Source organism: uncultured Pontibacter sp. (assembly GCF_947495565.1).
Lineage (GTDB): Bacteria > Bacteroidota > Bacteroidia > Cytophagales > Hymenobacteraceae > Pontibacter.
Genome location: NZ_CANLZM010000014.1, coordinates 17,768 through 42,125, shown reverse-complemented (window position 1 = coordinate 42,125; position 24,358 = coordinate 17,768). Strand labels below are relative to the sequence as shown.

Genomic DNA, 24,358 nt, shown 5'->3' with positions numbered 1-24,358 from the left:
CTATTGTTTTATACTCTGCTCAACTAATTGGGTCAGTTCTACGAAATCCTGCACCGAAAGCTGTTCGGCGCGCTTATCAAATACGGGCATGGCCTGTACTTCGGGCGGCAAGTTATAATTTCGTAGCGAGTTGCGCAGCGTTTTACGGCGTGTGCCAAAACTCATCTTCACCACCTGGTGAAACAACTTCTCATCGCAGGCCAGCTTTTGCACATTGTTACGCACCAGCCCGATTACCGCCGACTTTACCTTTGGCGGCGGGTTAAACACATGCTCGCTTACCGTAAATTTATAGTCTATGGTATAAAACGCCTGCAGCAGCACACTCAGGATGCCATACGCCTTGGAGCCCGGAGGCGAAGCCAGCCGTTCGGCCACTTCCTTTTGTAGCATACACACCACCTCCGGTACCACATCGCGGTGCTCCAGCACTTTAAAAAAGATCTGGCTCGAAATGTTGTAAGGAAAGTTACCGATGATGGCAAACCTGCCCGGGAACAGCGTACTCAGGTCCGTTTTCAGAAAATCTGCAGAGATGATGCGGTCGCCGAGCTGCGGAAAGTGCTGCTGCAGGTAAGCGATAGACTCCCGGTCAATATCTACTACTGTGGTGCTATACTCCTTGTGCTGCAAAAGATACTGCGTGAGCACACCCATACCCGGGCCTATCTCCAGCACGTCCTGCACGCCGCCTGGCAGCGTGAGCTGCTCCACTATTTTTATTGCAATGTTCTGGTCTACCAGGAAATGCTGGCCCAGGTGCTTCTTGGGTCTTACGTTGCTCACGTTGTGTTGCTTATGGTTTTGCGGGCGCAAAGTATACTTTTCCGCTTAAAACCGTTATACTTTAATTGTACGCAAATTCCGGCAAAAGCCACGGTGGCTCCGGTTTTCGCATTACGTATTATACTTACTATATTGCGCTCTCAAAGATACGAACGACAGATGCCAACACAACTTAAATACGATACAAGCTTAACGAAAAATACCGATCTGGCCCTGATAGTGGCCAAAGATCAGGTAAGGCAGCTACAAGAGCTGCAGCCCGAGGAGCAACAGTATGTGCAGCAGCAGGTACAGCAGGAGGCTACATTCATACCTCTGAACCGCTATACGCACCGCGTATACCTAGTGGTGGCCCCTGACAATAAAACAGAGAACAGCCGCAAGGAAGCTATCCGCCAGGCGGGCCATACTTTATTAAAGCAGCTGAAAACGGATAAGGTGGCGAGTATCTCGGTACTTGATAAAACCGATTCCGGAGCTGGCTTATACTTGGCCGAGGGCATTTACCTGAGCAACTATACATACATCAAGCATAAAACCAAAGATGCCAAACCTAGCCCGCTGCAAAGTGTAACTATTGCAGATGAGCAGGTAACAGAGCAGCAGGTTCTGGAGCTTGGCAACGTGCTGGAAGCCGTGTTGCAGGCCCGCGACCTGGTAAACGAACCGCACAGCCACCAGTCGGCCACGCAGTTCAGCATGCAGCTGGAGGAGCTGGGCGATCAGGCTGGCTTTAAAACCGAGGTGCTGGACGAGCTTCAGATACAGTCGCTGAAAATGGGCGGCTTGCTGGCCGTAAACCAGGGCAGTGATGAACCGGCCACTTTTAATATTATAGAGTGGAAGCCGGAGAACGCTAAAAACAGCAAGCCATACGTGCTGGTAGGCAAAGGCGTGGTGTACGACACCGGTGGCCTGAGCCTGAAGCCAACGCCAAACTCCATGGATTTCATGAAATCCGATATGGCAGGCGCTGCCGCCGTGGCTGGTATACTTTATGCCGTGGCCAAAAACAAACTGCCGCTGCACGTCATCGGCCTGATACCTGCCACCGACAACCGCCCCGGCGGGCAAGCTGTGGCCCCCGGCGACGTGATTACAATGTTTAACGGCATGACTGTGGAGGTACTGAACACCGACGCAGAAGGCCGTCTTATACTTGCCGACGCACTGAGCTTTGCCAAAAAGTATAACCCGGAGCTGGTGCTGGATTTTGCAACACTCACAGGCTCCGCGATGCGCGCGATAGGCAAAGAAGCCGCTGTGGCCATGGGCACGGCAGACGAAGAAGTGATGAACGGCCTCAAAAAAGCCGGTGAGAACGTACATGAGCGCCTGGTGGAGTTTCCGTTGTGGGACGAATATAAAAAACAGATTGAATCGGACGTGGCGGATATCAAGAACCTGGGCGGTGCCGACGCAGGCGCTATCACGGCCGGTAAGTTTCTGGAGGTTTTCACCAGCTACCCTTGGGTGCACTTTGATATTGCCGGCACGGCTTACCTGCACGGCGAAGACTCTTACCGTGGCAAAATGGGCACAGGTACTTGTGTTCGTTTAGTTTACAACTACCTTAGCGCTTTGGCACGATAAACCAGACATGGATAACAAGTATAAAATAAAATTAGGCATCAGCATCGGCGACACCAACGGCATCGGTCCAGAGGTAATCGTGAAAACGTTGGCTGATAACCGCATCCTCAACTACTGCACGCCAGTCATTTACGGCTCAGCGGCAGTACTCAATAAAGTGCGCAAGGCACTGCACTCAGAGCATTTTAACTACCAGCAGGCAACATCTGTACAGGACCTTGCACCTCGTAAGGTTAACCTGATTACCTGCTGGGACCATGACCTTGAACTAAACCCTGGCACACCAACGCCAGAATCCGGCAAAGCATCGCTGGATTCTTTACTGACAGCCTCCCGGGATTTGAAAGCAGGTTTTCTGGACGGGTTGGTAACGGCTCCAATCAACAAAGACAATATTCAGGCAGAAGAATTTAAATTTCCTGGACATACGGAGTTCCTCACCTCTTATTTTGATGCGCCGGAGAGCCTGATGCTGCTCGTGAGCGGCGATCTGCGCGTAGCTACCGTTACCGGTCATATGCCTCTAAAGGATGTTTCTGGCAAGCTAACGGAGCAGCTGCTAATCCGAAAGCTGACTATTTTACTGAGCTCGCTGCGCAATGATTTTGGCATATTGAAGCCGCGCGTAGCGGTGTTGGGTCTTAATCCGCATGCCGGTGAGCAAGGTTTGCTGGGCACAGAAGATGTAGAGATTATCCGCCCGACCATTATGCAGATGAAAGAGCGCGGGCACCTGGTGTTTGGCCCCTACCCTGCCGATGGCTTCTTTGGCATGCAGCAGTACCGCCAAGTAGATGCCGTTTTGGCCATGTACCACGACCAGGGGCTGATTCCGTTTAAAACCTTGGCGTTTGAGAGCGGCGTAAACTATACGGCCGGACTGCCAATTGTGCGTACCTCACCTGACCACGGCACCGCCTATGATATTGCAGCAAAGCACATTGCCAATGAAACCTCTTTCCGGGAAGCGCTGTTCCTTGCCTGCGATATTATCCGCAAACGCCAACTAGAGGCAAATCCTGCAGTATAAATAAGGCAGAGTATTTTATTTATCAGAATTATATTCTAATTTTGCAACCTTGCAATAAAGAGTCGATTGGTGTGAAGAAGCTAAGAGATTATGAAATCGGCATTGCCAAGCTCAGTAACAGGAAACACAAGTATGAGTTTCTGCTGAACGATGACTTTTTTGAGGAATTCGGGAAGGAGATTATACTTGGCGGCAACCTGACTGCTGATGTGGAACTGGATAAGACAGAGTCGCTGCTTACTTTCCGTTTCGACATTAAGGGCCATGTACGCTTAACCTGCGACAGAAGCCTGGAGGAGTTTGACTACCCGTTAGATGTTCAGGCTGCGTTCCGTATCAAGTATGGAGACGAGAATGTGGAGCTGGATGACGACTTGTGGCAGATAACGCCAAACACGCAGGCAATCAACATTGCGCAACACCTGTACGATTATATCGGGTTGTCGCTGCCGATGAAGAAACTGCACCCACGTTTTGTGGAGGAAGAAGACGAGGAGGAGGAAGATGATCGGGATATCCTGATTTACAGCTCCCGCGACGACGCTGACACAGACGAGGATGAGGACGACGAGGATGACACAGACCCGCGCTGGGACGCCCTTAGAAACCTTAACTAAAAGAATTTCAGAAGTATAAAGTATAAACGTAAGTAAATCATTAACTAAAAATGGCACATCCAAAACGTAAGATTTCGAAGACCAGAAGAGATAAAAGAAGAACACATCAGGGTCTCTCTGAAAAAGCCATTGCAATTTGCCCTACTACAGACACGCCACACCTTTATCACCATGCTTACGTGGTAGACGGCGACCTGTATCACAAAGGCAAGCTGGCTATCAAAAATTATACAACTAACGCCCAGTAAGCATTCGCCTGCTTTAGTTTTAGTACTGTATAATTTTAACACCCCCTGTAAATGAGAATCGCTTTAGACGCCATGGGCGGTGATTTTGCACCCGAAGCAATTGTGAAAGGTGCTATTATGGCTGCTCAGGAGATAGACGAAGGTACATCCATCATGCTGATTGGCAAAGAGGATGTAGTGAACAGTCTGCTCAAGGAATATGGTTACACAGGTAACAGCATCGTAGTTGTAAATGCCAGCCAGGTAATTGAGATGGGCGAACACCCTACCAAGGCCCTGACGCATAAAACCGACTCCAGCATAGCTATAGGCTTTGGCCTGCTAAAAATGCAGAAAGCTGATGCTTTCTGTAGCGCCGGTAATACTGGAGCCATGCTGGTTGGAGCCATGTTCAGCGTAAAAGCAATTGAGGGTATCCTGCGTCCATCTATCGCGAACTTTGTTCCTAAGCTGCGCGGTGGATACGGGGTTATACTGGACGTAGGCGCTAACGCAGAATGCAAGCCTGAAGTGCTGGAGCAATTCGGCGAGCTTGGCTCTATTTACGCTAAATACGTGCTGGACATCCAAAACCCAAAGGTTGGTTTAATGAACCTTGGCGAGGAAGAAGGCAAAGGCACTGTGGTAGTTCAGGCCGCTCACCAGCGCCTGAAGGCCAACACCAACATTAACTTTATCGGTAACATAGAAGGTCGTGACCTTTTTAACGATAAGGCGGATGTAATTGTGTGCGACGGCTATACAGGCAACATTATCCTTAAAATGGCAGAGTCGCTTTACGACGTGATGCATGAGAAAGGCATTAGCGACCCCTTCTTCGATAAGTTTAACTACGAAGCGGAAGGCGGAAGCCCTATATTAGGTGTTAACGGCAACGTAGTGATTGGCCATGGGGTATCAAGCCCGACAGCCGTAAAAAACATGGTGCTACAGGCACAGAAAATGGTCTCTTCTAAAGTTTGGGAGCGCATCAAGAAACACTACAGCGAATAATAAAGCTGCGGGGCGTAAGCCTACAAATACACTTTATACTTGGCATAAACTGTTAAAAGATTCTTTTTAAAGAAACTGACAGGTTATGCCAAGTTTTTTTTATTAAATTGCCTCCCTTAATCTTTATCACCCAAACTAAATTAACAAATGAGTAAGATTACTGCCGCCATTACCGGTGTAAGTGGCTACGTACCCGATTACGTGCTTACTAACCAGGAGCTTGAGACGATGGTTGAGACCAACGATGAATGGATCACTTCACGAACCGGCATTAAGGAGAGGCGTATCCTGAAGGGCGAAGGCATGGGTACATCGCATATAGCGGTGCCGGCAGTGAAAGACTTACTTGAAAAAACGAACACCAAGCCAGAGGAAGTAGACTTGCTTATCTGTGCCACCACTACGCCTGACATGGTGTTTCCGGCCACGGCTAACCTAATAACAGCTGAAGTGGGTGCCGTAAACGCTTTCGGTTATGACCTGCAGGCTGCCTGCTCAGGCTTCTTGTTTGCCCTGGCTACAGCGTCTAAGTTTGTCGAGTCAGGCCAGTATAAGAAAGTAATAGTAGTGGGAGCCGATAAGATGTCTTCTATTGTAGATTACACGGATCGTGCTACCTGTATTATTTTCGGTGATGGCGGCGGGGCTGTCATGCTGGAGCCTAACACAGAGGGTCTGGGCATTCAGGATTCTATTCTGAAGTCTGATGGTAGTGGAGCTCCGTTTCTGCACATGAAAGCCGGTGGGAGCCGCAAGCCTGCCACTATTGAAACAGTAGAGGCACGTGAGCATTATGCCTTCCAGGAGGGGCAACAGGTGTTTAAATTCGCTGTGAAAGGTATGGCTGACGTATCTGCAGAGATCATGGAGCGCAACCAACTGACCGGTGACGATGTGGCTTGGCTGGTGCCGCACCAGGCAAACAAGCGTATTATTGAGGCTACTGCTAACCGTATGGGCCTCAGCAACGAGAAAGTGATGCTGAACATCCACAAGTATGGCAATACCACCAGCGGCACTATCCCGCTTTGCCTTTGGGAGTATGAAAGCCAGCTAAAGAAAGGCGATAATATTGTACTGGCTGCTTTTGGCGGCGGTTTTACCTGGGGTGCTATCTACCTGAAGTGGGCATACGATTCAAAATAAAACAGCAGTATAAAGTATAAACAGCAGAGGCGGCTCCGGTTTGGGCCGCCTCTGCTGTTTTAGATATATAGCCCATGCGCTATTTTCTGCCGCACAAACAGGTTTTTAAGTGCCGGAATGATTCAACTTTACTGCTTCATAAAGTAATGGCAATGAAAAAAGAGAGATAGCTTACACCGACTCTCTTTCAAATTTAATGAATGCTTATCAAGCCTTATGGCATGTATGAAAGCTCAACTCTGAAGCGTGGGTCTACAGCCCCTAGCTTTTGATATGCCTTTTTAGACAATCTAATTACAACACGCTCGTTCTCACCGGTTTCTGGCAGCTTGCCAATAACGCGCACATAAACTACTTGCCCGTTCATGGCATTCTTAACCTGCATGATAGTACCTACAGGGGCCGTTTTGTGCAGCGCCAGGTATTTATTTGTATCGTTTGTCTTCGGGTCGATCATTTCGGCCATCCCAGACTCAATCATCTTGTTTGTGTTAGCGGTTGATGCTTCCTCTTCCGTGCCCCATTCCTCTGTACGCTCTTTGGTTGTAACAGTAACAGGTGTTGCCCCTACAGAAGTAGGAGTAGCAGGCCCGGCAGAAGCTACAGCGTTTGAGTCGGCAGTTTTTGTCATTTCATCATCAGACTCAGGCATGTATACCGGCTTCTGGGTAGGCGTTGGCTCCCCTATTCCTACAATCAGTTCCTGCCCGATCTCAATGTTGTTGCCCGGCAGCTTGTTCCAGAAGCGTAAGTTCTCCACAGAAACATTGTAAAGGCGGGACACAGAGTAAAGCGTTTGCTTTGGCTCCACGGTGTGCATTTTATTGCCGATGCTGTTTACAGTGTAAGTCCGGTTGCTGGCTGCAGGCGCTGTGCTTTTGGTAGCAGTGTTTGCAGCCGCTGATACATAACCGCGCGGTATCAGCACAATTTCGCCGATATTAATAGTTGTCTGCACGCTTGGGTTGGCCTCCACAATTTGAGCTACCGGTACGCTATACTTTCTGGAGAGAGCGTAAAGCGTCTCTTTAGGTTCTACTTTGTGCTGAACGAAGAGTTTGCCGCTCTTGCGCTCCACCCCCACCGAGTCACGTACTGTACTGATGTCAAGGGCTTTAGCCGAAAAAGAGAGAACAGGCACTGCTACAAGTGAAAGTAAAAAAGATCGTAACATAAGGGCTAGGCTAAAAGTTGAAAAACCTGTAGAATGTCTTTATTCAGGATGAAATATAAATTGTGCTTAAAGATAAAAAAAGTATCTGAACCAAGCCCACTCAAATCGCTCCCAATTTTCACCTTTTGGTGCAATTCTCCCGCCAGGTCGAATACTGCCAGTTCGTTCTGCAGTTTACCATCCTCTCCGGAAGTATAAAAACTGATCACCAGGTGTGTTTCGGTTTCGGCGTACTCCACGGCTTTAACAGCCTGCAGCTGCAACTGCTCCTGAATAAAAGCCTGCACCTGCTCAAAGTAAACCTCGCCCTCACGGTAAAGTGTGGGGTACAGGCAATCCTGGAAGCGTGTGTGGTTATAGCGGGCCACCTCCCCGGCGGCTTGTTGCTGGCTTAATATCTTGCCTGTAGGCTCACCGGTGACAGGGCTAAGCACCTGCAGCTCCCCCTCTGGCTGCTGCGGGTTATAGGCAATAATTCCTGCTGCTGCCACGCCATAAAAAGCCAACTCCGCTGCTTCCCAAACTTTGTTTCGGCCTGATGCATCAAAAGCAAGTATACCTTTGTGCTGGCCCAGCTGCCGGTTGCCGTAGCCGTGCAAGTATATGTTCCCGTGCTCGGCATCCTCCAGGCCCTGCCACCAAGTCTGCGCCTGAGGCAGTTTAAGCTCCTCTAACGTAAGGCCGGGGGTATCCAAAGTATAAAACCGCGTGAGCAGCAGGTCAGGGTCGCGAACCTCCAGGGCAAGGCAGGCAGTGCTGCTGTCTAACCTCATGCGCCACACAGGGGCTTTAAAATCGTATGTAAAAAGTAGCGGTATGATATGCTTATGGATTTTACTATATTATCTGCTGAACCTGACTCTTAATCTGCTACAAATTTATGGAAATATACCTAAAGCTACGGCATCTGATCTTATACACGCTGCTGCTCTGCCTCCTGCTGCCTTTGTCTGCTGCTGCACAACAGGCTAAACCAAAGGTACTGCTGATGGAAGTAAAGTCTGAGATTGACCCACGCACCAACCGCTATGTGGAGCTGGCACTGGAGGAGGCCACGGCGCAGGAGGTTGACCATGTGCTGCTGGAGCTTGACACTTTCGGAGGTGCGCTGAACGATGCAGACGAGATCCGGACGCGCCTACTGGAATACCCAAAACCGGTGTATGTGTTCATCAACAAAGACGCCGCCTCGGCAGGTGCTCTTATCTCTTTAGCCTGCGACAGTATTTATATGGCTCCGGGTGCCAACATTGGGGCCGCCACCGTGGTAGGTGCCGACGGAGAAGCAGCACCCGGAAAATACCAGAGTTACATGCGCTCCATCATGCGCTCCACTGCTGAGGCCAACGGCCGCAACCCGCATATGGCAGAGGCCATGGTAGAGGCCAGCGTGGACAGCACCCTTTCTGCCGGACAGGTGCTGAGCTTAACAACATCTGAGGCTATCAAATATGGCTTTTGCGAAGGCACTGCCACCAACGTGGCGGGCGTGTTGGAGCAACTGAACCTGCAGGATGCCGAGATTATCCGTTACGAGCTAAGCACCACCGACAACATCATTTCATTTTTCCTGAACCCGTTTATTAGCGGCATCCTGCTGCTAATTATAGTGGGCGGTTTATACTTTGAGCTGCAAACGCCGGGCGTAGGTTTTCCGTTGATGGCTGCCATTGTGGCTGGTGTGTTGTATTTGGTGCCCTACTACTTGAATGGCCTTGCTGAGAACTGGGAGATCCTGATGTTTGTGGCCGGAATCATACTTATACTATTGGAGGTGTTCGTGATTCCGGGGTTCGGTATAGCTGGCATCAGCGGAATTGCGCTTACAGTAGTATCGTTGGTGCTGGTGATGGTGAACAACCAGATGTTCGACTTTACGTTTGTGCCTTCCGAAAACCTGATGAGAAGTATGATTTCGGTGGTGGCCGGCATGGTGGGTGCAGCTGTTGTCATTGCGCTCACTTGGAACCGCCTGCTCAACAGCCGCTCCATGCAGCATGTAGTGCTAAACAATACCTTTCATAGCAAAGAGGGCTACCGCTCAGCCAACACCGCTGAGCACCTGATTGGCAAAACCGGCATTGCCCATACCCGCATGACCCCTTCCGGCCGTGTGATGATAGACGATGTGATGTACGACGCCCAGGCCCGTGACGGCTTCATTGAGAAAGGCGATACCGTGCAGGTAATAGACCAAAGCACTTTTGCACTCCGTGTAAAGAAAATCGAGCCTGTAGTATGAAGCAGCTATACTTTATACTTGCGGCAGTAGCCATACTTGCTGGATGCCAACCGCAGGAGGAGGTGATCAAAAGCCACGGCATAAAGGAGGTGCACCTGGTGCAGTTCAGGTACTATTATCCGGAGGATTCCATGGAAGGCTACATCAACTTAGAGGACGACTTTTTGGAGCCTAAGCCAAAACTGGTTGGCTATACTTCGCTGCAACCTCAAAATGGCAAGATGGAAGTATGGACTGGCTTCTATAACGACTCTATCTCACATCATCAGCACGGATTTGCCTCTAAAGCGGCATTGGTTTCAGCTTTGGAACAGTTTGCTTCGCTGGAGGGAGATCAGTTTTATTACCATGATTGGGAAAATTCGGATGAAATGGCGCCTACGTACTGTGGCCCAAGCCTGTTCTTTCAGGTTGTAAAGTCTAATGGTGAAGTATATACGATTGGTTTTGTGCCATACAAGCTACCTGAGGAACTGGAGAGCTTGTATAAAGCAATGGACTACAATTCCTGGGAACTTGCGGAAGGTAAGCGCATTCTGGGTGCTTCAACAACTAAGAGCGAGCAATTTGTCAAAACTATAGATGATAAGCTTTACTTACCTTACAATATACCTCCCGCGCCCGGACTTCCGCCGCCGCCACCGCCGGTCAGAGCTAAGGTTACTTATACACCACCTCCCACAGTTGAGCACTAAGCTCAATGATTTTCACTTATTTAGCGCTGCCCTGCAACCTTGTCCGCCAACTCTGACTCTTGCTATAAAGAGAAAAGGTATGATACGCACACTCCTGCCCCTCACCCTGCTATTGGCAAGTATACTTCTGCTCAGTTCCTGCTGCAAAGACGAAGAAACTAACACCACTGTAGAAACCGTGGATGCCACCCTTGTTTGGACCGGTGATTATGCGCTGGACGGCTGCGGTTTTATGCTCAGAATCAACGAAACAGAATATAAGCCGACAAATGAGGATGAAATCAGCAGCTCCTACAAAGAAGGTTCTCCAACTGAGGTAGAAGCCACTATCATCAATTACCACTAGACACAGCCGTACTGCCAAGCCAACGCAGAAACCAATATTGTTAAAATCATAGAGCTACGAAAAAGTTAAATTCAGAACTACTCCCTTAAAACTGTACAAGTATGAAACCACTCCTACTCCTGGCGCTTTTAGCCTTTGCCTCTTGTCAGAGCCCGTCTCAGCAGGAAGCTGCCAACCCCCAAACAATCGCTACCCTCCACTGGACCGGCGAGATTGCGGCCGACGGCTGCGGATTTGAAATTGAGATTGGCGGAGAGCGCTACCTGCCCGAAAACGAAGAAGCCATACCTGATAAGTTTAAGCAACAGGAAATCAGCCTGGTACAGTTGAAGTATGAACCGTTACCAAACCCGATTGACCGCCGCTGCGGTATGTTGCCCCAGCCCCGCGTGATGCCTGCCGTTCGAGTGATTTCTGTAGACGCACAATAATAATTTGAATATTTATCATGTCGATGCAACTTTTTGTTTAAAAAGTTCCTCTTAAAGGTATACGCCTTAAAATTTAACTAATGACAAAGTACCTTTACCTCGGCCTTTACTTACTTACTAACCTTATCGTACTGACCTCTCGCAGCCAGCAGGATAAGGAGTAACGAAAGCTTTTGCAAGAGCAAAGGCTTTATCTTATCTTGTTTCAGCAACTAAGGCACTTATTTATGACTCTTTCGGAAGTAATGCAGCAGCTGGAAAGCCTCGGCAACAGCACCACCAAAAGTACACTTGCCAAACATGGCGCACGCGAGCCATTCTTCGGGGTGAAAGTAGGCGACCTGAAACCGCTGCAGAAGAAGATCAAAAAGCACTACGCACTATCCAAAGAGCTTTATAGCACCGGCAACTCCGATGCCATGTACCTGGCGGGCTTAATTGCCGATGAAAAAGCCATGACCAAAGAAGATTTGCAGGAATGGGTGCAGCAGGCTTACTGGTATTATCTAAGCGAATATACCGTGGCCCAAGTGGCGGCAGAGGCGGCTTATGGCTGGGAGTTGGCACTGCGCTGGATAGAAGCCTCGGAAGAGAACATAGCCGCCGCCGGCTGGGCCACCCTGAGCCATCTGCTAAGCATAACACCTGATAACGCCTTGGACCTGCCCCACCTGCAGCAGCTCCTGAACCGCGTAGCAGAAACCCTGCACCAACAGCCAAACCGCGTGCGCTACACCATGAATGGTTTTATAATTGCCGCCGCCACTTTTGTGCCACAGCTCGCAGAGCCGGCTAAAGTTGCTGCCGGGCAAGTTGGGAAGGTGCAGGTAGCCATGGGTGGCACAGCCTGCAAAGTGCCGGATGCGCTTACCTACATAGATAAAGCTGCCCAGCGGCCCCGTCAAAAAAAGAAAACCGCCCGCTGCTAACCTTCGTCCGCTGGATTAGTGGCGGTTCTTACGTAACTTTGAAGCTCATCCCAAACCTGTAACTTGTTATGGAAATACTCGGCATTATTCCCGCACGCTACGCCAGCACCCGTTTCCCGGGCAAACCACTTACCGATATCAAAGGCAAAAGTATGATCCAGCGGGTGTATGAACAGGCCAAGAAGTCGCGTTTGGCAGAAGTATTGGTGGCTACAGATGATACCCGGATTCTGGAGCACGTGCAAGCGTTTGGCGGCAAAGCTGTCATGACGGGTAGCCAGCACCAGAGCGGCACCGACCGCTGCTTTGAAGCATACAAGCAGCACAACCGGCCTTTTGAGTACATCATCAACATACAGGGAGATGAGCCTTTTATACATCCAGAACAGGTTGATTTAGTGGCAAGTTGTTTTGAAGAGCCGCAGACGCAGCTGGCAACCCTCATCAAAAAAGTGGAGACGGCAGAGGAGCTTTTCAATGTGAATTCTCCAAAAGTGGTGCTAAACAAGGCTAAAGAGGCTTTATACTTCAGCAGGCAGCCTATTCCCTATTGCCGCAACGTACCCAACGATATCTGGCACAAACAGCATACCTACTACAAACACATCGGAATTTACGGCTATCGCACTGATATTCTGGAGAAAATAACACAGCTACCGCCGTCTGCGCTAGAACTGGCTGAGTCGCTGGAGCAGCTACGCTGGCTGGAGAACGGTTACCGAATCACCACAGCCATCACGCACCACGAAACCATCGGCATAGACACACCGGAAGACCTGGAGCGAGCCATTCAGCAAATTCAGGATTAATCACTCAACACTACCATACATGCGCCACTATACTTTGCTGCGCTTTGTGCGGCTTAATTTATACTTTTTTGCGATGTACTGCTTGCTGACAGCCGTATGGTATGGCCTGAGCGGGAAATTTTCGGGGGCAAGTATAACATTAGTGCTGCAGGAGATAGCTTTTAACGCGGCTGTGTTTTCGTTGCTATTTAGCATAACCATGCTGGTCCTGTACCGCCGTACTGCGCTGCGCGTGCCGGTAAAAAAATATACCCAAAACCAACTACAGCATTGCCTGCAGGATGCCGGTTTTGTAAAAGCTAGCCAAGAGAAACAGCCACTACAGGTCTACAAACCGACGCCTCCCAAAGCCTCGGCCCTTGCCGGCAACGTGTTTGTGCAGCAAAGCGCCAACTACTGGCTCCTGGAGGGACCAAAGAAATACATAGACAAGTTAAGTTAAAGAGTTAAAAAGTTTGCGAGTTAAAGAGTTTAGCAGTTTAAGATTGTCAACTTTCTAACTCTCTAATTCCCAAACTCCTTCTCAGCCTCCCGCCTTTTTAGCTTTGTAACCGGAAGATAACAGCACCTGCAGCGCCTTGTCCCTGAAATCGCCCTGAATCATAATCTCTCCCTCTTTGGCAGAACCGCCTACACCGCACTTGCTTTTAATCATTTTGCCCAACTCTTTAAGGTCGTCTTCAGTGCCTGTAAATCCGGTGATAAGCGTTACCTGTTTGCCGCCACGGGCTTTTTTATCGAGCATCACTTTCAGGTTCTGCTGCTGTGGGGGCAGCGTTTCCTGCTCGTTTCCCTGCTCGTACTCGTAGTTGAAATCCTGGCTGGTGGAGTATACTACGCCTTGCCGGCCTTTCTTATTTTTATCTCGCATCTTATATAATCAATGATTTCTGAAGGATTGAGCCAACAAACCCATTCTTAATTCGCAATACATAACTTCTAAGGCACCAGCACCTTAAGCGACAGCGGCAGCATTTTTACCTCAAAATTTCTGCTTTTGCCCAGGTAGTCGCCGTCGGCGTGGTACATAATATCCTCCTCCGTCTGCACGGTAACATGGTCCGTCTTAAAATATTCTGCGCTATCAGCATTGGCCAGTTGCTTGGTTAACATACAATAGCTCAGGTTCAGCGCCTTTACCAGATCCAGGCGGCGCACCAGGCACACATCCAGTAAGCCATCCTGAATATCGGCAGTGGGTGCAATGTAGGCGTTGTTGCCATACTGAGCGGCATTGGCAAAGGCCATCACGAAGCAGTCGGTATCCAGGTTATCTCCGTTTATACTTGCTTTTACGGGCAGATGCTTATAGTTGCGCACCTCCTTCATCACCAGTTCCACATACGTCTGTAAACCGCGCTTTTTGTTACCGGCAAACACTGAGCTGATGTAGGCGTCAAAGCCGATACCGGCGGTGGTAAAGAACGGGTGCCCGTTAATCTGGCCGCTGTCTATTGTAGTTACGTGCCCTTGGTTGATAATGCGCATCGCTCCCTCCAGCCCCATCGGAATTTCGAGGTGCCGCGCCAGGCCATTTCCGGAGCCTTTGGGAAGTATTGCCAATGCCGTCTCTGTGTTCAAAAGCCCACGAGCGACTTCGTTTACGGTACCATCGCCCCCCACAGCCACCACTACCTCTACTCCTTGGTTGGCAGCTTCGTTTGCCAACTCAGGTGCGTGTCCTGCGTGAGTTGTATATTCTATACTACAATCATACTTGCTGCTGTCAAGATACTTCTGAATACGGGCAGGTACATCCACGCGGCTGTTGGTGCCCGAGGTCGGGTTAATGATAAAGCGGATTTTAGTACGTTTGCTCATAGTATGGGCGATGGCCTGAGAACAAAAATACCTTTTTCAGGTGGTAATAAAAAAAGCCTGTTGCGGAGGCAGCAGGCTTTAAGTATACTTTCTGTCTTTCTACTTCAGATGCACCGTGAGCACCGGAATACTGGTATGGTTCACCAGATCTTCGGCAATACTTCCGCTTAGCAGGTGCGCGAAGCCAGTTCTGCCGTGCGTAGCCATCATAATCAGGTCAGCGCGAATGTCGTTGGCAAAATGCAGGATGCCGTCCTCCTCCATCACATCGTTATAAACATTGATCGTGTAGTTCTGCAGGCCATACTTCTCTGCCGTGTACTCCAGCTTCTGACGCACATTGGAGCTCGACTCGAATGCACCCGGCGTATTGATATAGACCAAATGCATACGTGCGCCAAACAGCTGCTGAAACGCTTTAAACTGATCCATCGCATGCCGTACCTCCCGCTTAAAATCAGAAGCCAGCACCACCTCCTTTACATCAAAGTCTTTGATTCTGCCTTTCACCGTCAGCACCGGGCAAGCTGCAGTACGCACCACTTTCTCGGTGTTAGACCCAATCAGAAACTCATCCAACCCGCTCGATCCCTTAGATCCCATCACCACCAGATCCACATTATCCTCCTTTATCGTTCTTCTGATTTTATTGATAGGCCGGTCCACATCCACCTCGTGCACCACCTGAACGCCTTCGTGCGGAACAGCTTGCAACAGCTCTTTCATCTGCGCTTTGGTACTTTCGAGCAGACGCAGCATGTATACCTGCTCCATGCCGTCAGAACCCACCATCACATCGCCGGTGGCGCTGAAGTTAGCCGAATAGTATGGCGTTTCTACCACATGCAGGAGCTTGATGGCGGCTCCAGTGCGGCGCGCTACCGAGATGGCTATTTCATAAGCATTTCGGGCCTCATCCGAAAAATCAGTGGGTACTAAAATCCTTCTCATGTCTTGTGTGGTTTAGGTTGATAGTTTTGATCTACAAAGTATAAAATAGGCTTTCTTACAGCTGAAGCAACTATAAAGGAACTGCGGTAAAGTTTTAAGCCGTGGCAAAGTATAAATATATAATAGCTGTATAGTATAAACTATGATTTCAATCATTTTATACTCCTTTGCTCAAGATGTTGTTCAGGAGGCAAAAAAGAAGGCCTATCCTTTAGCAGGATAGGCCTTCTTTTATACTTCAGCAAAACGGATTTAATTATCCGATGCGTGTGATCAGGTCAGCTGCGCGGTTAGAGTAACCAGCTTCGTTATCGTACCAGCCTACAACTTTTACAAGTGTTTCATTAGCTGATGTCATCTCTGCATCAAAGATACAAGAGTGCGTGTTGCCGATGATGTCGATAGAAACGATTGGGTCCTCAGTGTACTCCAGGATGCCTTTCATTTCACCTTCAGCCGCTTTCTTCATGGCAGCGTTGATTTCTTCTTTCGTTGCCGGCTTTTTCAGGACTACAGTCAGGTCTGTTAAAGAGCCATCCGGAATAGGAACACGCATTGCTACGCCATCCAGTTTTCCTTTCAGGTGTGGCAACACCAGGCCAACAGCCTTAGCCGCGCCAGTAGATGTAGGCACGATAGAGTAAGCAGCAGCACGCGCTCTTCTCAGGTCGCTGTGCGGTGCATCCTGCAGGTTCTGGTCTGCTGTGTAAGCGTGTACCGTCGTGATATAGCCTTTCTCAATACCGAACGTGTCGTCCAGTACTTTTGCCATTGGGGCAAGGCAGTTAGTAGTACAAGAAGCATTGGAAACGATGCGCTCATCGCCTGTCAGCACCTCGTTGTTCACGCCAAGCACTACGGTTTTGATATCGCCTTTGGCAGGGGCAGAAATAACAACTTTCTTTGCTCCAGCCTCCAGGTGGCCACCAGCTCCTTTTTCATCCACGAAACGTCCGGTAGACTCAAGTACTACATCTACATCAAGATCGCCCCAAGGAAGGTTCTTTGGCTCACGTTCAGCCGTAATTTTAATTTCTTTGCCGTTTACGGTAATGCCGCCTTCAGTAGCCTCTACCGTTCCGTTAAATCTGCCGTGTACAGAGTCGTACTTAAGCAGGTGTGCCAGTGTTTTAGTATCTGTCAGGTCGTTAATGGCAACTACCTCTACATTCTCTTTCTGAAGCAGAGCCTTAAAAGTAAGTCTGCCGATTCGGCCGAAGCCGTTAATTGCAACTTTAATTTTAGACATGGTATCTAGTTATTGAGAGTTTGATTATGATGCGAAGTTACGACTTCGTATAGTGTAAAACCAATATTTTTTTCCCTACTGATCTTTAATGGATTACACTTAAAGTTGAAAAATAATTCACCTAAGCTTTTGCAAAATTAAAATCACCTGCTATATTTGCACCGTCAATCAACAAGAAAGACACGTTATAGTAAAACATTTGGCCCGTTCGTCTAGGGGTTAGGACGCCAGATTTTCATTCTGGTAACAGGGGTTCGATTCCCCTACGGGCTACCAAAAGCCGCTTCAGGTAAAACTGGAGCGGCTTTTTTGTTTTAGTTCGGATATTTAATCGTTATTGCCAGAAGCATTCATATAAGCCAGATTACACCAAATAAACTTGAAAGTACCCACAGCCCCCGAAAACAAGTTTTTCATACCTTTTGATGCACCTATCGCAGCTGGCTCATTACCTGAAAAATTCACTTACCCTTTCGATTACACCCCTCACCCGCTGAGTTTACTGGCTGCTGCAGAACTTCAGCAATACCTGGATGCGGAGGCGAATTGGGAGCATAATTTCGGTTTAGGCAAACAACAGGCGGGTGCAGTCATCGGCAAAATGTTTGGTGTATTGGTTGTCCGCTCAACTCAAAATAACATAGGATACTTAGCTGCTTTTTCAGGGAAATTGGCAGGCAGTTTCCACCACGCCAGGTTTGTACCTCCGGTATTCGACAGCCTGACGGAAGGTAGTTTTCTGAATATTGGTATGGCTGAACTGACGCGGCTCAATCAGGAGATCAGCACACTCAAAAAACTAAAGACAACAGAAAGCCTGGCCCGTATAGATCTGCTGTTAAAGTTACGCAAGTCTAACTCCGTTGCTTTGCAGCAAAAGCTCTTCGATCAGTATCATTTCTTAAACCGTTCGGGTACAGAGAAAAGTTTACGCACTATTTTCCAGGCTACGGCAAATAGTAACCCTCCTGCGGGTGCGGGCGAGTGTGCAGCTCCCAAACTGTTGCAGTACGCATTTCAGCAGCACATGGAACCGCTGGCAATGGCAGAATTCTGGTGGGGCTTATCGCCGAAGACGGCAACCTGGAAGCACAAACATTTTTACCCCGCCTGCCGCGAAAAATGCGCACCCATCCTGGCGCACATGCTTACAGGCATGGATTTGGATGAAAAACCAGTTTCTGAGCAAGCTGCCGCACTTGTATTAGAAGCAGTATTTTAAGCATCTTACAAATCTTGGCATTTGTATATTAAAACTTGAGCCCTTTGTTCATGACTTGGCCTCCTCTGCCCTACTTTCTAAATTTTAGAGGTACCAGGTACATTACGAATCAGTAAAATATATCCCTTTCAAAAAATCTCTCTAACTCAAGTTTAGAAGGTATATAAGATTCTTGCCCAATTCTTAGCTGTGCTTAAATCAAATCAAAAGCCCTTGCGTACTCACAGAGCTCATAAAAGGAGTTCGTGCTAAGTTTTTGCTTGATGTTTCTGCGATGAGTTTCTACTGTGGCCGTAGAAATAAATAAGACTTCTGCTGTTTCTGGAGCACTTTTGCCCAATGCCATGAGCCGCAATACTTCTCGCTCTCGCTTGCCCAGCTTGTTATAATCGTGCAAGTGCTTTCTTAAGAAATTATTTTCCTCCAGCAACCGCGAAACTTTGGCAGTTACATGGTGAAGTGGGTCTATGGGGAAAGAAATGGTAAGAGATAGTAATGGCTTGCCCTGCTCGTCTTGCAGCAAAACCTTGATGCTGCTCATGTGCCATACCCATTCCTGGCAGTTTAAACTGCGCACCTGCTGGAAAAATGAGATGGTCTCTCCCGGATTGTTACGCTCCAGCAGCCCCTTTATTTTAGGTACGTAATCCTCAGAATCTTCTTCATTAAAGAAGTGGGTTAGATACTGATCGCCTAGTTTTTTGATCTCTTCAAGTGACATGCCTAACCAAGCCTCAGCTGCCGGTGAGATATATTTTACCGAATAGCCTCGCAGATCATGGATAATGAACACACCCGGAATATCATCGGCTACAGCTGCAATGGAGGCTATCTTATTCTCTATCTTCTTTTCTAAGCTTTTACTTAATGGTGCTTTATGCATAAGCGTTACAAATAAAGTATAACAACAGACTCGGCAGACAACTATCGAACTAGGGTATCAATTAGCAACAAAATCATGCATACAGTTTGACATAATTAAAATCGCATAATCAAACTGATTGAAGTATAGCGCATAAATTTATACTTAGTAGGTGTTCTAAAACAACAACTCATTAGTTTCAAACGCTATTATCCAACTCCGCTACTTAGCTTTCGCCTTTTCATGGCATATTCAAATATAGGTCGATATAAATTACATGGAAATAGGTATTGCTATTGCCCCGCTATTCAGATACGTTTATAAAAATTATTAAACAGACCATATTTAGGTTTATTTCTGAAAATACCTTATACATCACATTTAATATTCTGAATCCTGAATACTGGGTTTGACAATTTAACAAGCTGTCACTACTCAATTTGCTTCTAAGCAACCTTTAAGCTTTGCAATAGCATTAGTTCTTAAGGGTATTTGCTCAACGTTTAGATGCTCTGCTTTATTAAAATTTATTATTCACATCATAACTACACATTCCTATGAAACAAACATCTTTATTTATGGCAATCATGGCTGTACTGTTGCTTACAGCTTGTGAAAAAGACACGGAGAGCTCTGTAGCCGCTCCTGTTAGTGAAAGCAATCATGTTAATAAGGTTGAGGAAGCCTATCCTGGTATGGTAGGCGTTAAAGAAAGCGGATATTTGTATGGCCACCCCATTGAATTTTCCAGAATCAACCAAAAGCCTGTTTTCCAGGGTGATATTATCCTTTCCAAAGACCAGCTTTCAGCAGGTGCAACTCCTGACGGTGAATCCAAAACCAGAACTGAGGGAACAGGGCGCTCTGCGTTAGCCACCAGATGGCCCAACAAAACCGTGCCCTATGTCATTGACCCTAACCTGGAGCGCCAGGAAAGAGTTTATGAGGCCATGGCACACTGGGAGGCCAACACAGGGTTTAAATTTGTTAAGCGCACCACACAAAGTAACTATGTAACTTTTGGAGATGACGAGGGCTGTTATTCCTACGTTGGCATGATTGGTGGCAACCAGTTTATAAGTATCGGAGAAGGATGTACAACAGGAAGCACCATTCATGAAATTGGCCACGCTGTTGGTTTATGGCATGAGCAGAGTCGCTCTGATAGGGATGAGTATGTAAAGATTTACCCTGAAAATATTCAAGATGGATACCTTCATGCCTTCCAAACATATGATGAGCAAGGGTTTGACGGGTTTGATCATGGTCCGTTTGACTTTGGCTCCATCATGATGTATGAAGGTTGGGCTTTTTCTAAAAACGGTGCTCCTACAATCACCAAAGCAGATGGCTCCTTCTACGAAGTTCAAAGAGATGTCTTGTCACCTGGTGATGTGTCAATCATCGAATCTATGTATCCAACTCCGGTCTTACTTGAGATAGACCAGATAATTATGGCATTCGATAACTATGTTTTAGAAAAGAGTATAGTAGGTTACGGGCCTGGCAAGTCTGCAGCCGGCCGATTAAAAACCTTTAGGGATATGCTTGTTAGTGCACAAAAATTGATGGAAAAAGGTAACCTACAAGGAGCTCACACGCAGCTTAGTTATACACAGAAGCGCATTCATACTACCTCATCACCTCAAATGTCTCACTTTATAACAGGTCCAAAAGCATCCGATCTTTATGCTATGATAGAAGAATACAAAACAGGGCTGGTATCACTTGCTTCGAATTAAGAAGTCTGTGTACTGCTTTTTAAGTGTAAACTAATTTTGATCAAGAATCATACAAAAGCCAAATTCGGAACCTGAAGCTCTCAGGTTTCCATTTAAAAACTGATTTATTATCCTTGATAAAAATCAGAAGCGTATCCAGAGCAATAGCAGCATAATGACACAGCTCTATACTTATAAAAAAACCTCTCAACTTTAATTGAGAGGTTTTTAATGTACTTCAGACAAGGTGCCGTGCTATTTTAGCACCGAGTCGCAAGCATACTCTATAAACAAGTTGCGCTAGTTCACGAGCCCAATCAGGGTTACGTTTTGCTGTTGCAGTTTCTCATGGAAGCGCTTTACATCTTCTTTCATAAACAAGTCTATCTTGCTTTTGGCAGCCACCCATTGCTTCTGCAAGTCCTGGTAACGTTGCTTTTGGCCGCTAGTAACCGGTGGCACAGCTTCATCAACCAAACCAGTTAAGTGGATAAAGTGGTTATCCAGCTTATTATCGAAGTTTATAACATCCTGGAAGGTTTGCTGCTGCGGCTGCACCAGTAGTTTTTCCATTGCCTCAGTCTGCTTTATGATGGAATCAGCGTATGCCAGAAGCGCATCGTTTTTATCCGTGTTCTTTATAATTTCCTTCACCAGGTTCACCTGTTTTCTTACCAGCCTGATGTTGTTTACATACTGGTAAATTTCTGTGAGATTACTTTGTATGGCTTCCAGCATCTTGCCTTGGTCTGCATAGGCCATGGCAGGCACCTGGTAGCGCGGGTCGCCTTTCACCGTAAAGTCTTCTTCCAGTACTTTACCGCCGTAGCTTAGCTTTACTTTATACTTGCCCGGCACCGCACGGTAGTTTCCTTCTCCAAAACCGGCCAGCAAACCATCAGGGCGCTTAGCTGCCTGTATGCTCAGGTCCCACAGCACACGGTTCAGGCCTTGCGTTACTTTAATTTTATCCTTTTCATTTTCCGCTTTTGAAGATAGTGTTCTGATCAGGCTTCCGTTTGTGTCAAATATTTCCAGCTTTAAAGCTGTTGTATCCACGGCCTTGTTCACCGCGAAATGAATCAGGGCACCATGCGGCGGGTTCTCACCTAACAGCGACTCCGCGGCTTTCTTGCTTTGCACAAAGTCGGCCCGAATGGCATCTGCCGGTTTTAGCAGCACCACATCCGAGGAAGTAAGTTGGCTCTGTTGCGCATGAAGCGGCGTCAGGTCGTCCAGTATCCAGAAGGCGCGGCCACCGGTGGCGGCAATCAAATCGTCCTGGTGCACCTTCAGGTCAAGTATAGGTGTGATGGGCAGGTTCGACTGGAACGGTTTCCACTCCTCTCCTCCGTTAAACGATACATACAGCCCGGATTCAGTGCCTAAGTATAATAGGTCTTTCCGCTTTGGGTCTTCTCTTACCACTCTTGTAAAATGTTCTGCCTTGATGCCATTTACAATTCTTTTCCAGCTTTTTCCGGCATCAGTAGTTTTAAAGACATGCGGCGTAAAGTCGTTTGATTTGTAATCGTTAACGGCTAAGTATACTGTGTTGGGCTCGTGCGGCGATACTTCGATGGCATTAATAAGCGTAGTGGAAGTTAGCCCTTTAGGTGTAACCTGCTGCCAACTTTTCCCGCCGTCTTTGGTTACGTGCACTAGTCCATCATCGGAGCCGGCCCATAGCACCTGCTGGTCGTGCGGCGACTCTATCAGGTAGTAAATGGTTTGGTATATTTCGCCACCTGCGCCTTCGTTCGTGATCGGGCCACCACCATTCTCTAAAAACTCCGGCTTGTTGCGCGTCAAGTCCGGACTGATTTCTTCCCAGGATTGCCCTCTGTTTTTAGAGCGCAGTACCACATTACCGGCATGATAAATCACCGAAGGGTCAAACTTAGACACGATGATGGGCGCATTCCAGTTAAAGCGATACTTCTGATCCAGCGGCTTGGAGCCAAGCCCCAGGAACGGGTAAGCCATGACATCCTGCGTACTTTTGGTTTCGGCGTTCCATTCACTAATGATGCCTTGGTAACAGCCTGCATAGATATAATTCGGGTCATCAGGGTTGAAGGCTACGTACGCCGACTCACAGCCACCCACCGGATAAAACGCAGACCACGGAATGCCTGGCCCCGGATGCGCATTAGGTATGGCTACCGTAGAGTTATCCTGCTGACCACCGTACACGGTGTACGGAAATTTATTGTCGGCATTTACGCGATAAAATTGTGCCGTGGGCTGGTTTTGCTGCGTAGACCAGCTTTCGCCGCTGTTATGCGAGATGTTGCCGCCGCCATCGTTTGCGTTGGCCCAGATGTGTGGCTGCAGTGGGTTTATCCATAAAAAGTGATTATCGCCGTGCGGCGTTGCCAAGCTCGTAAAGTTTTTGCCGCCATCCAACGATTTCATAAACGGCGCATTCATCACGTATACTTTGTTCTCATCCACGGGGTCAGCAAATACGTGCATGTAGTACCAGGCCCGCGCTCTTAGCGTACGGTCTTTGTTGATGTTTGCCCAGGTTTTGCCACCATCGTCGGAACGGAACAAGCCGCCATCTTCAGCCTCTACAATGGCCCAAACGCGCTGCGGATTTGCCGGCGATACAGCCACCCCGATTTTACCCATCAGTTTTGGAAGGCCGTTCTCCAGCTTGTTCCAGGTATCGCCGCCATCCGTAGATTTATAGATGGCACTGCCCGGGCCACCGCTCTCTACCTTCCAGGGGTAGCGGCGGTGCTGCCAGAAGGCTGCATACAGTACATTGGGATTTGTCACATCCATACTTAGGTCGCTGGCGCCGGTGTTTTCGTCCACGTGCAGCACCAGTTCCCAGTTCTTCCCGCCATCTTTGGTGCGGTAAATGCCACGCTCCTTGTTGGCTCCATAAGGGCTGCCCTGTGCGGCCACGTATACTATATCTGCATTTTTAGGGTCGATTCTTACCTTGGATATCTGCCTGGTATTGTTCAGGCCTATGTTTTTCCAGGTGCTTCCTCCATCCGTGGATTTGTAAACGCCGTCGCCGTGCACTGTCATTACACCACGCACAGCAGCCTCACCGGTACCTACATAAATCACGTTCGGGTCGCTAGTGGCTACATCTATCGCCCCAATGGAGCTGGCGGTAAAATAACCGTCGGAGATGTTTTTCCAGGAGCTTCCGGAGTCAGTGGTTTTCCAGAGTCCGCCACCGGTATAGCCTGCGTAAAATGTGCTTGGCTTAGTGGGTACGCCGGTAATTGCTACGGAACGGCCACCTCGGTAAGGCCCAATGTTGCGCCACTCCATCGCTTTGTAAAACTCAGGCGCTGTAGCACCGACCTTATTCGTACTAGTTTTTGACTTTTTTCTGTTCCGCTGCGCCTCTACATCAAGCGGTTGCCCGACCAGGCCAATCAGAAAAATAAGCGTAAGTATACTTTTCATAAGCGTTATCTTTTAAAAATGAGTCTGAAAGAATGATTCAAGTATGGAAATACAA

General features: G+C 48.1%; 24 protein-coding genes and 1 tRNA gene. 16 read left to right on the top strand and 9 right to left on the bottom strand.

Features of this window, described 5'->3' with window-relative positions; genetic code table 11:
* Nucleotides 1-786, bottom strand: coding sequence for a 16S rRNA (adenine(1518)-N(6)/adenine(1519)-N(6))-dimethyltransferase RsmA (gene rsmA, locus Q1B04_RS16500; RefSeq protein WP_299760809.1), 786 nt, complete (start codon nt 784-786; stop codon nt 1-3).
* A gap of 159 nt (nt 787-945) precedes the next feature.
* Here rsmA and Q1B04_RS16495 point away from each other — a divergent pair, with 159 nt between their 5' ends.
* The 6 genes from Q1B04_RS16495 to Q1B04_RS16470 all read left to right on the top strand — a co-directional run bounded on the left by Q1B04_RS16495 (nt 946) and on the right by Q1B04_RS16470 (nt 6,413).
* Nucleotides 946-2,379: a leucyl aminopeptidase gene (locus tag Q1B04_RS16495; protein ID WP_299760807.1), complete on the top strand. Its 1,434-nt coding sequence runs from the start codon at nt 946-948 to the stop codon at nt 2,377-2,379.
* A 7-nt stretch (nt 2,380-2,386) separates the two neighbouring features.
* A complete protein-coding gene (gene pdxA / locus Q1B04_RS16490; protein ID WP_299760805.1) occupies nt 2,387-3,409 on the top strand; it encodes a 4-hydroxythreonine-4-phosphate dehydrogenase PdxA in 1,023 nt (340 codons plus the stop codon).
* Nucleotides 3,410-3,480: 71 nt separating this feature from the next.
* Complete coding sequence (locus Q1B04_RS16485) at nt 3,481-4,026, top strand: DUF177 domain-containing protein (protein ID WP_299760803.1); 546 nt, start codon at nt 3,481-3,483, stop codon at nt 4,024-4,026.
* Nucleotides 4,027-4,076: 50 nt separating this feature from the next.
* Nucleotides 4,077-4,274 carry a 50S ribosomal protein L32 gene (rpmF, locus tag Q1B04_RS16480; RefSeq protein ID WP_046311713.1) on the top strand — a complete coding sequence of 66 codons (198 nt, stop codon included), beginning with the start codon at nt 4,077-4,079 and terminating at the stop codon, nt 4,272-4,274.
* Between the two features lie 51 nt (nt 4,275-4,325).
* Entirely contained in the window at nt 4,326-5,267 is a 942-nt protein-coding gene (plsX, locus tag Q1B04_RS16475) for a phosphate acyltransferase PlsX (protein WP_299760799.1), read from the top strand.
* A gap of 147 nt (nt 5,268-5,414) precedes the next feature.
* Nucleotides 5,415-6,413 (top strand): beta-ketoacyl-ACP synthase III, encoded by a 999-nt coding sequence (locus Q1B04_RS16470; RefSeq protein WP_299760797.1) that lies wholly within the window; start codon nt 5,415-5,417, stop codon nt 6,411-6,413.
* Between the two features lie 214 nt (nt 6,414-6,627).
* Here the strand turns inward: Q1B04_RS16470 and Q1B04_RS16465 are convergent, their stop codons facing one another.
* Complete coding sequence (locus tag Q1B04_RS16465) at nt 6,628-7,587, bottom strand: LysM peptidoglycan-binding domain-containing protein (RefSeq protein WP_299760795.1); 960 nt, start codon at nt 7,585-7,587, stop codon at nt 6,628-6,630.
* Between the two features lie 5 nt (nt 7,588-7,592).
* Nucleotides 7,593-8,360: a DUF4905 domain-containing protein gene (locus tag Q1B04_RS16460; protein WP_299760793.1), complete on the bottom strand. Its 768-nt coding sequence runs from the start codon at nt 8,358-8,360 to the stop codon at nt 7,593-7,595.
* Nucleotides 8,361-8,467: 107 nt separating this feature from the next.
* Between Q1B04_RS16460 and Q1B04_RS16455 the strand changes: the two genes are divergently transcribed.
* The 7 genes from Q1B04_RS16455 to Q1B04_RS16425 all read left to right on the top strand — a co-directional run bounded on the left by Q1B04_RS16455 (nt 8,468) and on the right by Q1B04_RS16425 (nt 13,481).
* On the top strand, nt 8,468-9,829 hold the full coding sequence (locus Q1B04_RS16455) for an NfeD family protein (protein ID WP_299760791.1): 1,362 nt from the start codon (nt 8,468-8,470) through the stop codon (nt 9,827-9,829).
* Nucleotides 9,826-10,524 (top strand): hypothetical protein, encoded by a 699-nt coding sequence (locus Q1B04_RS16450; RefSeq protein WP_299760789.1) that lies wholly within the window; start codon nt 9,826-9,828, stop codon nt 10,522-10,524. Before Q1B04_RS16455 ends, Q1B04_RS16450 begins: the two co-directional genes overlap by 4 nt.
* 79 nt (nt 10,525-10,603) lie before the next feature.
* Nucleotides 10,604-10,870, top strand: a complete 267-nt coding sequence (locus Q1B04_RS16445) for a hypothetical protein (RefSeq protein ID WP_299760787.1) — start codon at nt 10,604-10,606, stop codon at nt 10,868-10,870.
* Nucleotides 10,871-10,971: 101 nt separating this feature from the next.
* Complete coding sequence (locus Q1B04_RS16440; protein WP_299760785.1) at nt 10,972-11,301, top strand: hypothetical protein; 330 nt, start codon at nt 10,972-10,974, stop codon at nt 11,299-11,301.
* 227 nt (nt 11,302-11,528) lie between these two features.
* A complete protein-coding gene (locus tag Q1B04_RS16435; RefSeq protein WP_299760783.1) occupies nt 11,529-12,230 on the top strand; it encodes a DNA alkylation repair protein in 702 nt (233 codons plus the stop codon).
* 68 nt (nt 12,231-12,298) lie between these two features.
* Nucleotides 12,299-13,039 (top strand): 3-deoxy-manno-octulosonate cytidylyltransferase, encoded by a 741-nt coding sequence (kdsB, locus tag Q1B04_RS16430; protein WP_299760782.1) that lies wholly within the window; start codon nt 12,299-12,301, stop codon nt 13,037-13,039.
* 19 nt (nt 13,040-13,058) lie between these two features.
* The gene (locus Q1B04_RS16425; protein WP_299760780.1) at nt 13,059-13,481 is read left to right on the top strand and encodes a hypothetical protein; all 423 of its coding nucleotides are present in this window, start codon (nt 13,059-13,061) and stop codon (nt 13,479-13,481) included.
* Nucleotides 13,482-13,562: 81 nt separating this feature from the next.
* Here Q1B04_RS16425 and Q1B04_RS16420 read toward each other — a convergent pair whose 3' ends face one another.
* From Q1B04_RS16420 to gap, 4 genes are all read right to left on the bottom strand, one after another.
* Nucleotides 13,563-13,910, bottom strand: a complete 348-nt coding sequence (locus Q1B04_RS16420; protein WP_299760778.1) for a translation initiation factor — start codon at nt 13,908-13,910, stop codon at nt 13,563-13,565.
* Nucleotides 13,911-13,978: 68 nt separating this feature from the next.
* Nucleotides 13,979-14,860 (bottom strand): YegS/Rv2252/BmrU family lipid kinase, encoded by an 882-nt coding sequence (locus Q1B04_RS16415; protein WP_299760776.1) that lies wholly within the window; start codon nt 14,858-14,860, stop codon nt 13,979-13,981.
* Nucleotides 14,861-14,959: 99 nt separating this feature from the next.
* Nucleotides 14,960-15,811 carry a universal stress protein gene (locus Q1B04_RS16410; RefSeq protein ID WP_299760774.1) on the bottom strand — a complete coding sequence of 284 codons (852 nt, stop codon included), beginning with the start codon at nt 15,809-15,811 and terminating at the stop codon, nt 14,960-14,962.
* Nucleotides 15,812-16,067: 256 nt separating this feature from the next.
* Nucleotides 16,068-17,060, bottom strand: coding sequence for a type I glyceraldehyde-3-phosphate dehydrogenase (gap, locus tag Q1B04_RS16405; RefSeq protein ID WP_299760772.1), 993 nt, complete (start codon nt 17,058-17,060; stop codon nt 16,068-16,070).
* A gap of 201 nt (nt 17,061-17,261) precedes the next feature.
* On the opposite strand from gap, the gene Q1B04_RS16400 reads away from it, so the two are divergent.
* Nucleotides 17,262-17,336, top strand: a tRNA-Glu gene (locus Q1B04_RS16400).
* 103 nt (nt 17,337-17,439) lie between these two features.
* The gene (locus Q1B04_RS16395; protein WP_299760770.1) at nt 17,440-18,282 is read left to right on the top strand and encodes a pseudouridylate synthase; all 843 of its coding nucleotides are present in this window, start codon (nt 17,440-17,442) and stop codon (nt 18,280-18,282) included.
* 193 nt (nt 18,283-18,475) lie between these two features.
* Here the strand turns inward: Q1B04_RS16395 and Q1B04_RS16390 are convergent, their stop codons facing one another.
* Nucleotides 18,476-19,165, bottom strand: a complete 690-nt coding sequence (locus Q1B04_RS16390; RefSeq protein WP_299760768.1) for a LuxR C-terminal-related transcriptional regulator — start codon at nt 19,163-19,165, stop codon at nt 18,476-18,478.
* A gap of 536 nt (nt 19,166-19,701) precedes the next feature.
* Here Q1B04_RS16390 and Q1B04_RS16385 point away from each other — a divergent pair.
* The gene (locus Q1B04_RS16385) at nt 19,702-20,886 is read left to right on the top strand and encodes a M12 family metallopeptidase (RefSeq protein WP_299760766.1); all 1,185 of its coding nucleotides are present in this window, start codon (nt 19,702-19,704) and stop codon (nt 20,884-20,886) included.
* Between the two features lie 279 nt (nt 20,887-21,165).
* Here the strand turns inward: Q1B04_RS16385 and Q1B04_RS16380 are convergent, their stop codons facing one another.
* Entirely contained in the window at nt 21,166-24,303 is a 3,138-nt protein-coding gene (locus Q1B04_RS16380; protein ID WP_299760764.1) for a glycosyl hydrolase, read from the bottom strand.
* Nucleotides 24,304-24,358: the final 55 nt, after the last annotated feature.

What these genes read in the sequence shown, in the direction of transcription:
- pdxA (WP_299760805.1), top strand. Translation starts at nt 2,387, where the DNA reads ATGGATAACAAGTATAAAATAAAATTAGGCATCAGCATCGGCGACACC.
- kdsB (WP_299760782.1), top strand. Translation starts at nt 12,299, where the DNA reads ATGGAAATACTCGGCATTATTCCCGCACGCTACGCCAGCACCCGTTTC.
- Q1B04_RS16410 (WP_299760774.1), bottom strand. Translation starts at nt 15,811, where the DNA reads ATGAGAAGGATTTTAGTACCCACTGATTTTTCGGATGAGGCCCGAAAT.
- rpmF (WP_046311713.1), top strand. Translation starts at nt 4,077, where the DNA reads ATGGCACATCCAAAACGTAAGATTTCGAAGACCAGAAGAGATAAAAGA.
- Q1B04_RS16450 (WP_299760789.1), top strand. Translation starts at nt 9,826, where the DNA reads ATGAAGCAGCTATACTTTATACTTGCGGCAGTAGCCATACTTGCTGGA.
- Q1B04_RS16470 (WP_299760797.1), top strand. Translation starts at nt 5,415, where the DNA reads ATGAGTAAGATTACTGCCGCCATTACCGGTGTAAGTGGCTACGTACCC.
- Q1B04_RS16425 (WP_299760780.1), top strand. Translation starts at nt 13,059, where the DNA reads ATGCGCCACTATACTTTGCTGCGCTTTGTGCGGCTTAATTTATACTTT.
- Q1B04_RS16460 (WP_299760793.1), bottom strand. Translation starts at nt 8,360, where the DNA reads ATGAGGTTAGACAGCAGCACTGCCTGCCTTGCCCTGGAGGTTCGCGAC.
- Q1B04_RS16380 (WP_299760764.1), bottom strand. Translation starts at nt 24,303, where the DNA reads ATGAAAAGTATACTTACGCTTATTTTTCTGATTGGCCTGGTCGGGCAA.
- Q1B04_RS16420 (WP_299760778.1), bottom strand. Translation starts at nt 13,910, where the DNA reads ATGCGAGATAAAAATAAGAAAGGCCGGCAAGGCGTAGTATACTCCACC.
- Q1B04_RS16465 (WP_299760795.1), bottom strand. Translation starts at nt 7,587, where the DNA reads ATGTTACGATCTTTTTTACTTTCACTTGTAGCAGTGCCTGTTCTCTCT.
- plsX (WP_299760799.1), top strand. Translation starts at nt 4,326, where the DNA reads ATGAGAATCGCTTTAGACGCCATGGGCGGTGATTTTGCACCCGAAGCA.
- gap (WP_299760772.1), bottom strand. Translation starts at nt 17,060, where the DNA reads ATGTCTAAAATTAAAGTTGCAATTAACGGCTTCGGCCGAATCGGCAGA.
- Q1B04_RS16495 (WP_299760807.1), top strand. Translation starts at nt 946, where the DNA reads ATGCCAACACAACTTAAATACGATACAAGCTTAACGAAAAATACCGAT.
- Q1B04_RS16385 (WP_299760766.1), top strand. Translation starts at nt 19,702, where the DNA reads ATGAAACAAACATCTTTATTTATGGCAATCATGGCTGTACTGTTGCTT.
- Q1B04_RS16440 (WP_299760785.1), top strand. Translation starts at nt 10,972, where the DNA reads ATGAAACCACTCCTACTCCTGGCGCTTTTAGCCTTTGCCTCTTGTCAG.
- Q1B04_RS16435 (WP_299760783.1), top strand. Translation starts at nt 11,529, where the DNA reads ATGACTCTTTCGGAAGTAATGCAGCAGCTGGAAAGCCTCGGCAACAGC.
- Q1B04_RS16445 (WP_299760787.1), top strand. Translation starts at nt 10,604, where the DNA reads ATGATACGCACACTCCTGCCCCTCACCCTGCTATTGGCAAGTATACTT.
- Q1B04_RS16390 (WP_299760768.1), bottom strand. Translation starts at nt 19,165, where the DNA reads ATGCATAAAGCACCATTAAGTAAAAGCTTAGAAAAGAAGATAGAGAAT.
- Q1B04_RS16415 (WP_299760776.1), bottom strand. Translation starts at nt 14,860, where the DNA reads ATGAGCAAACGTACTAAAATCCGCTTTATCATTAACCCGACCTCGGGC.
- Q1B04_RS16455 (WP_299760791.1), top strand. Translation starts at nt 8,468, where the DNA reads ATGGAAATATACCTAAAGCTACGGCATCTGATCTTATACACGCTGCTG.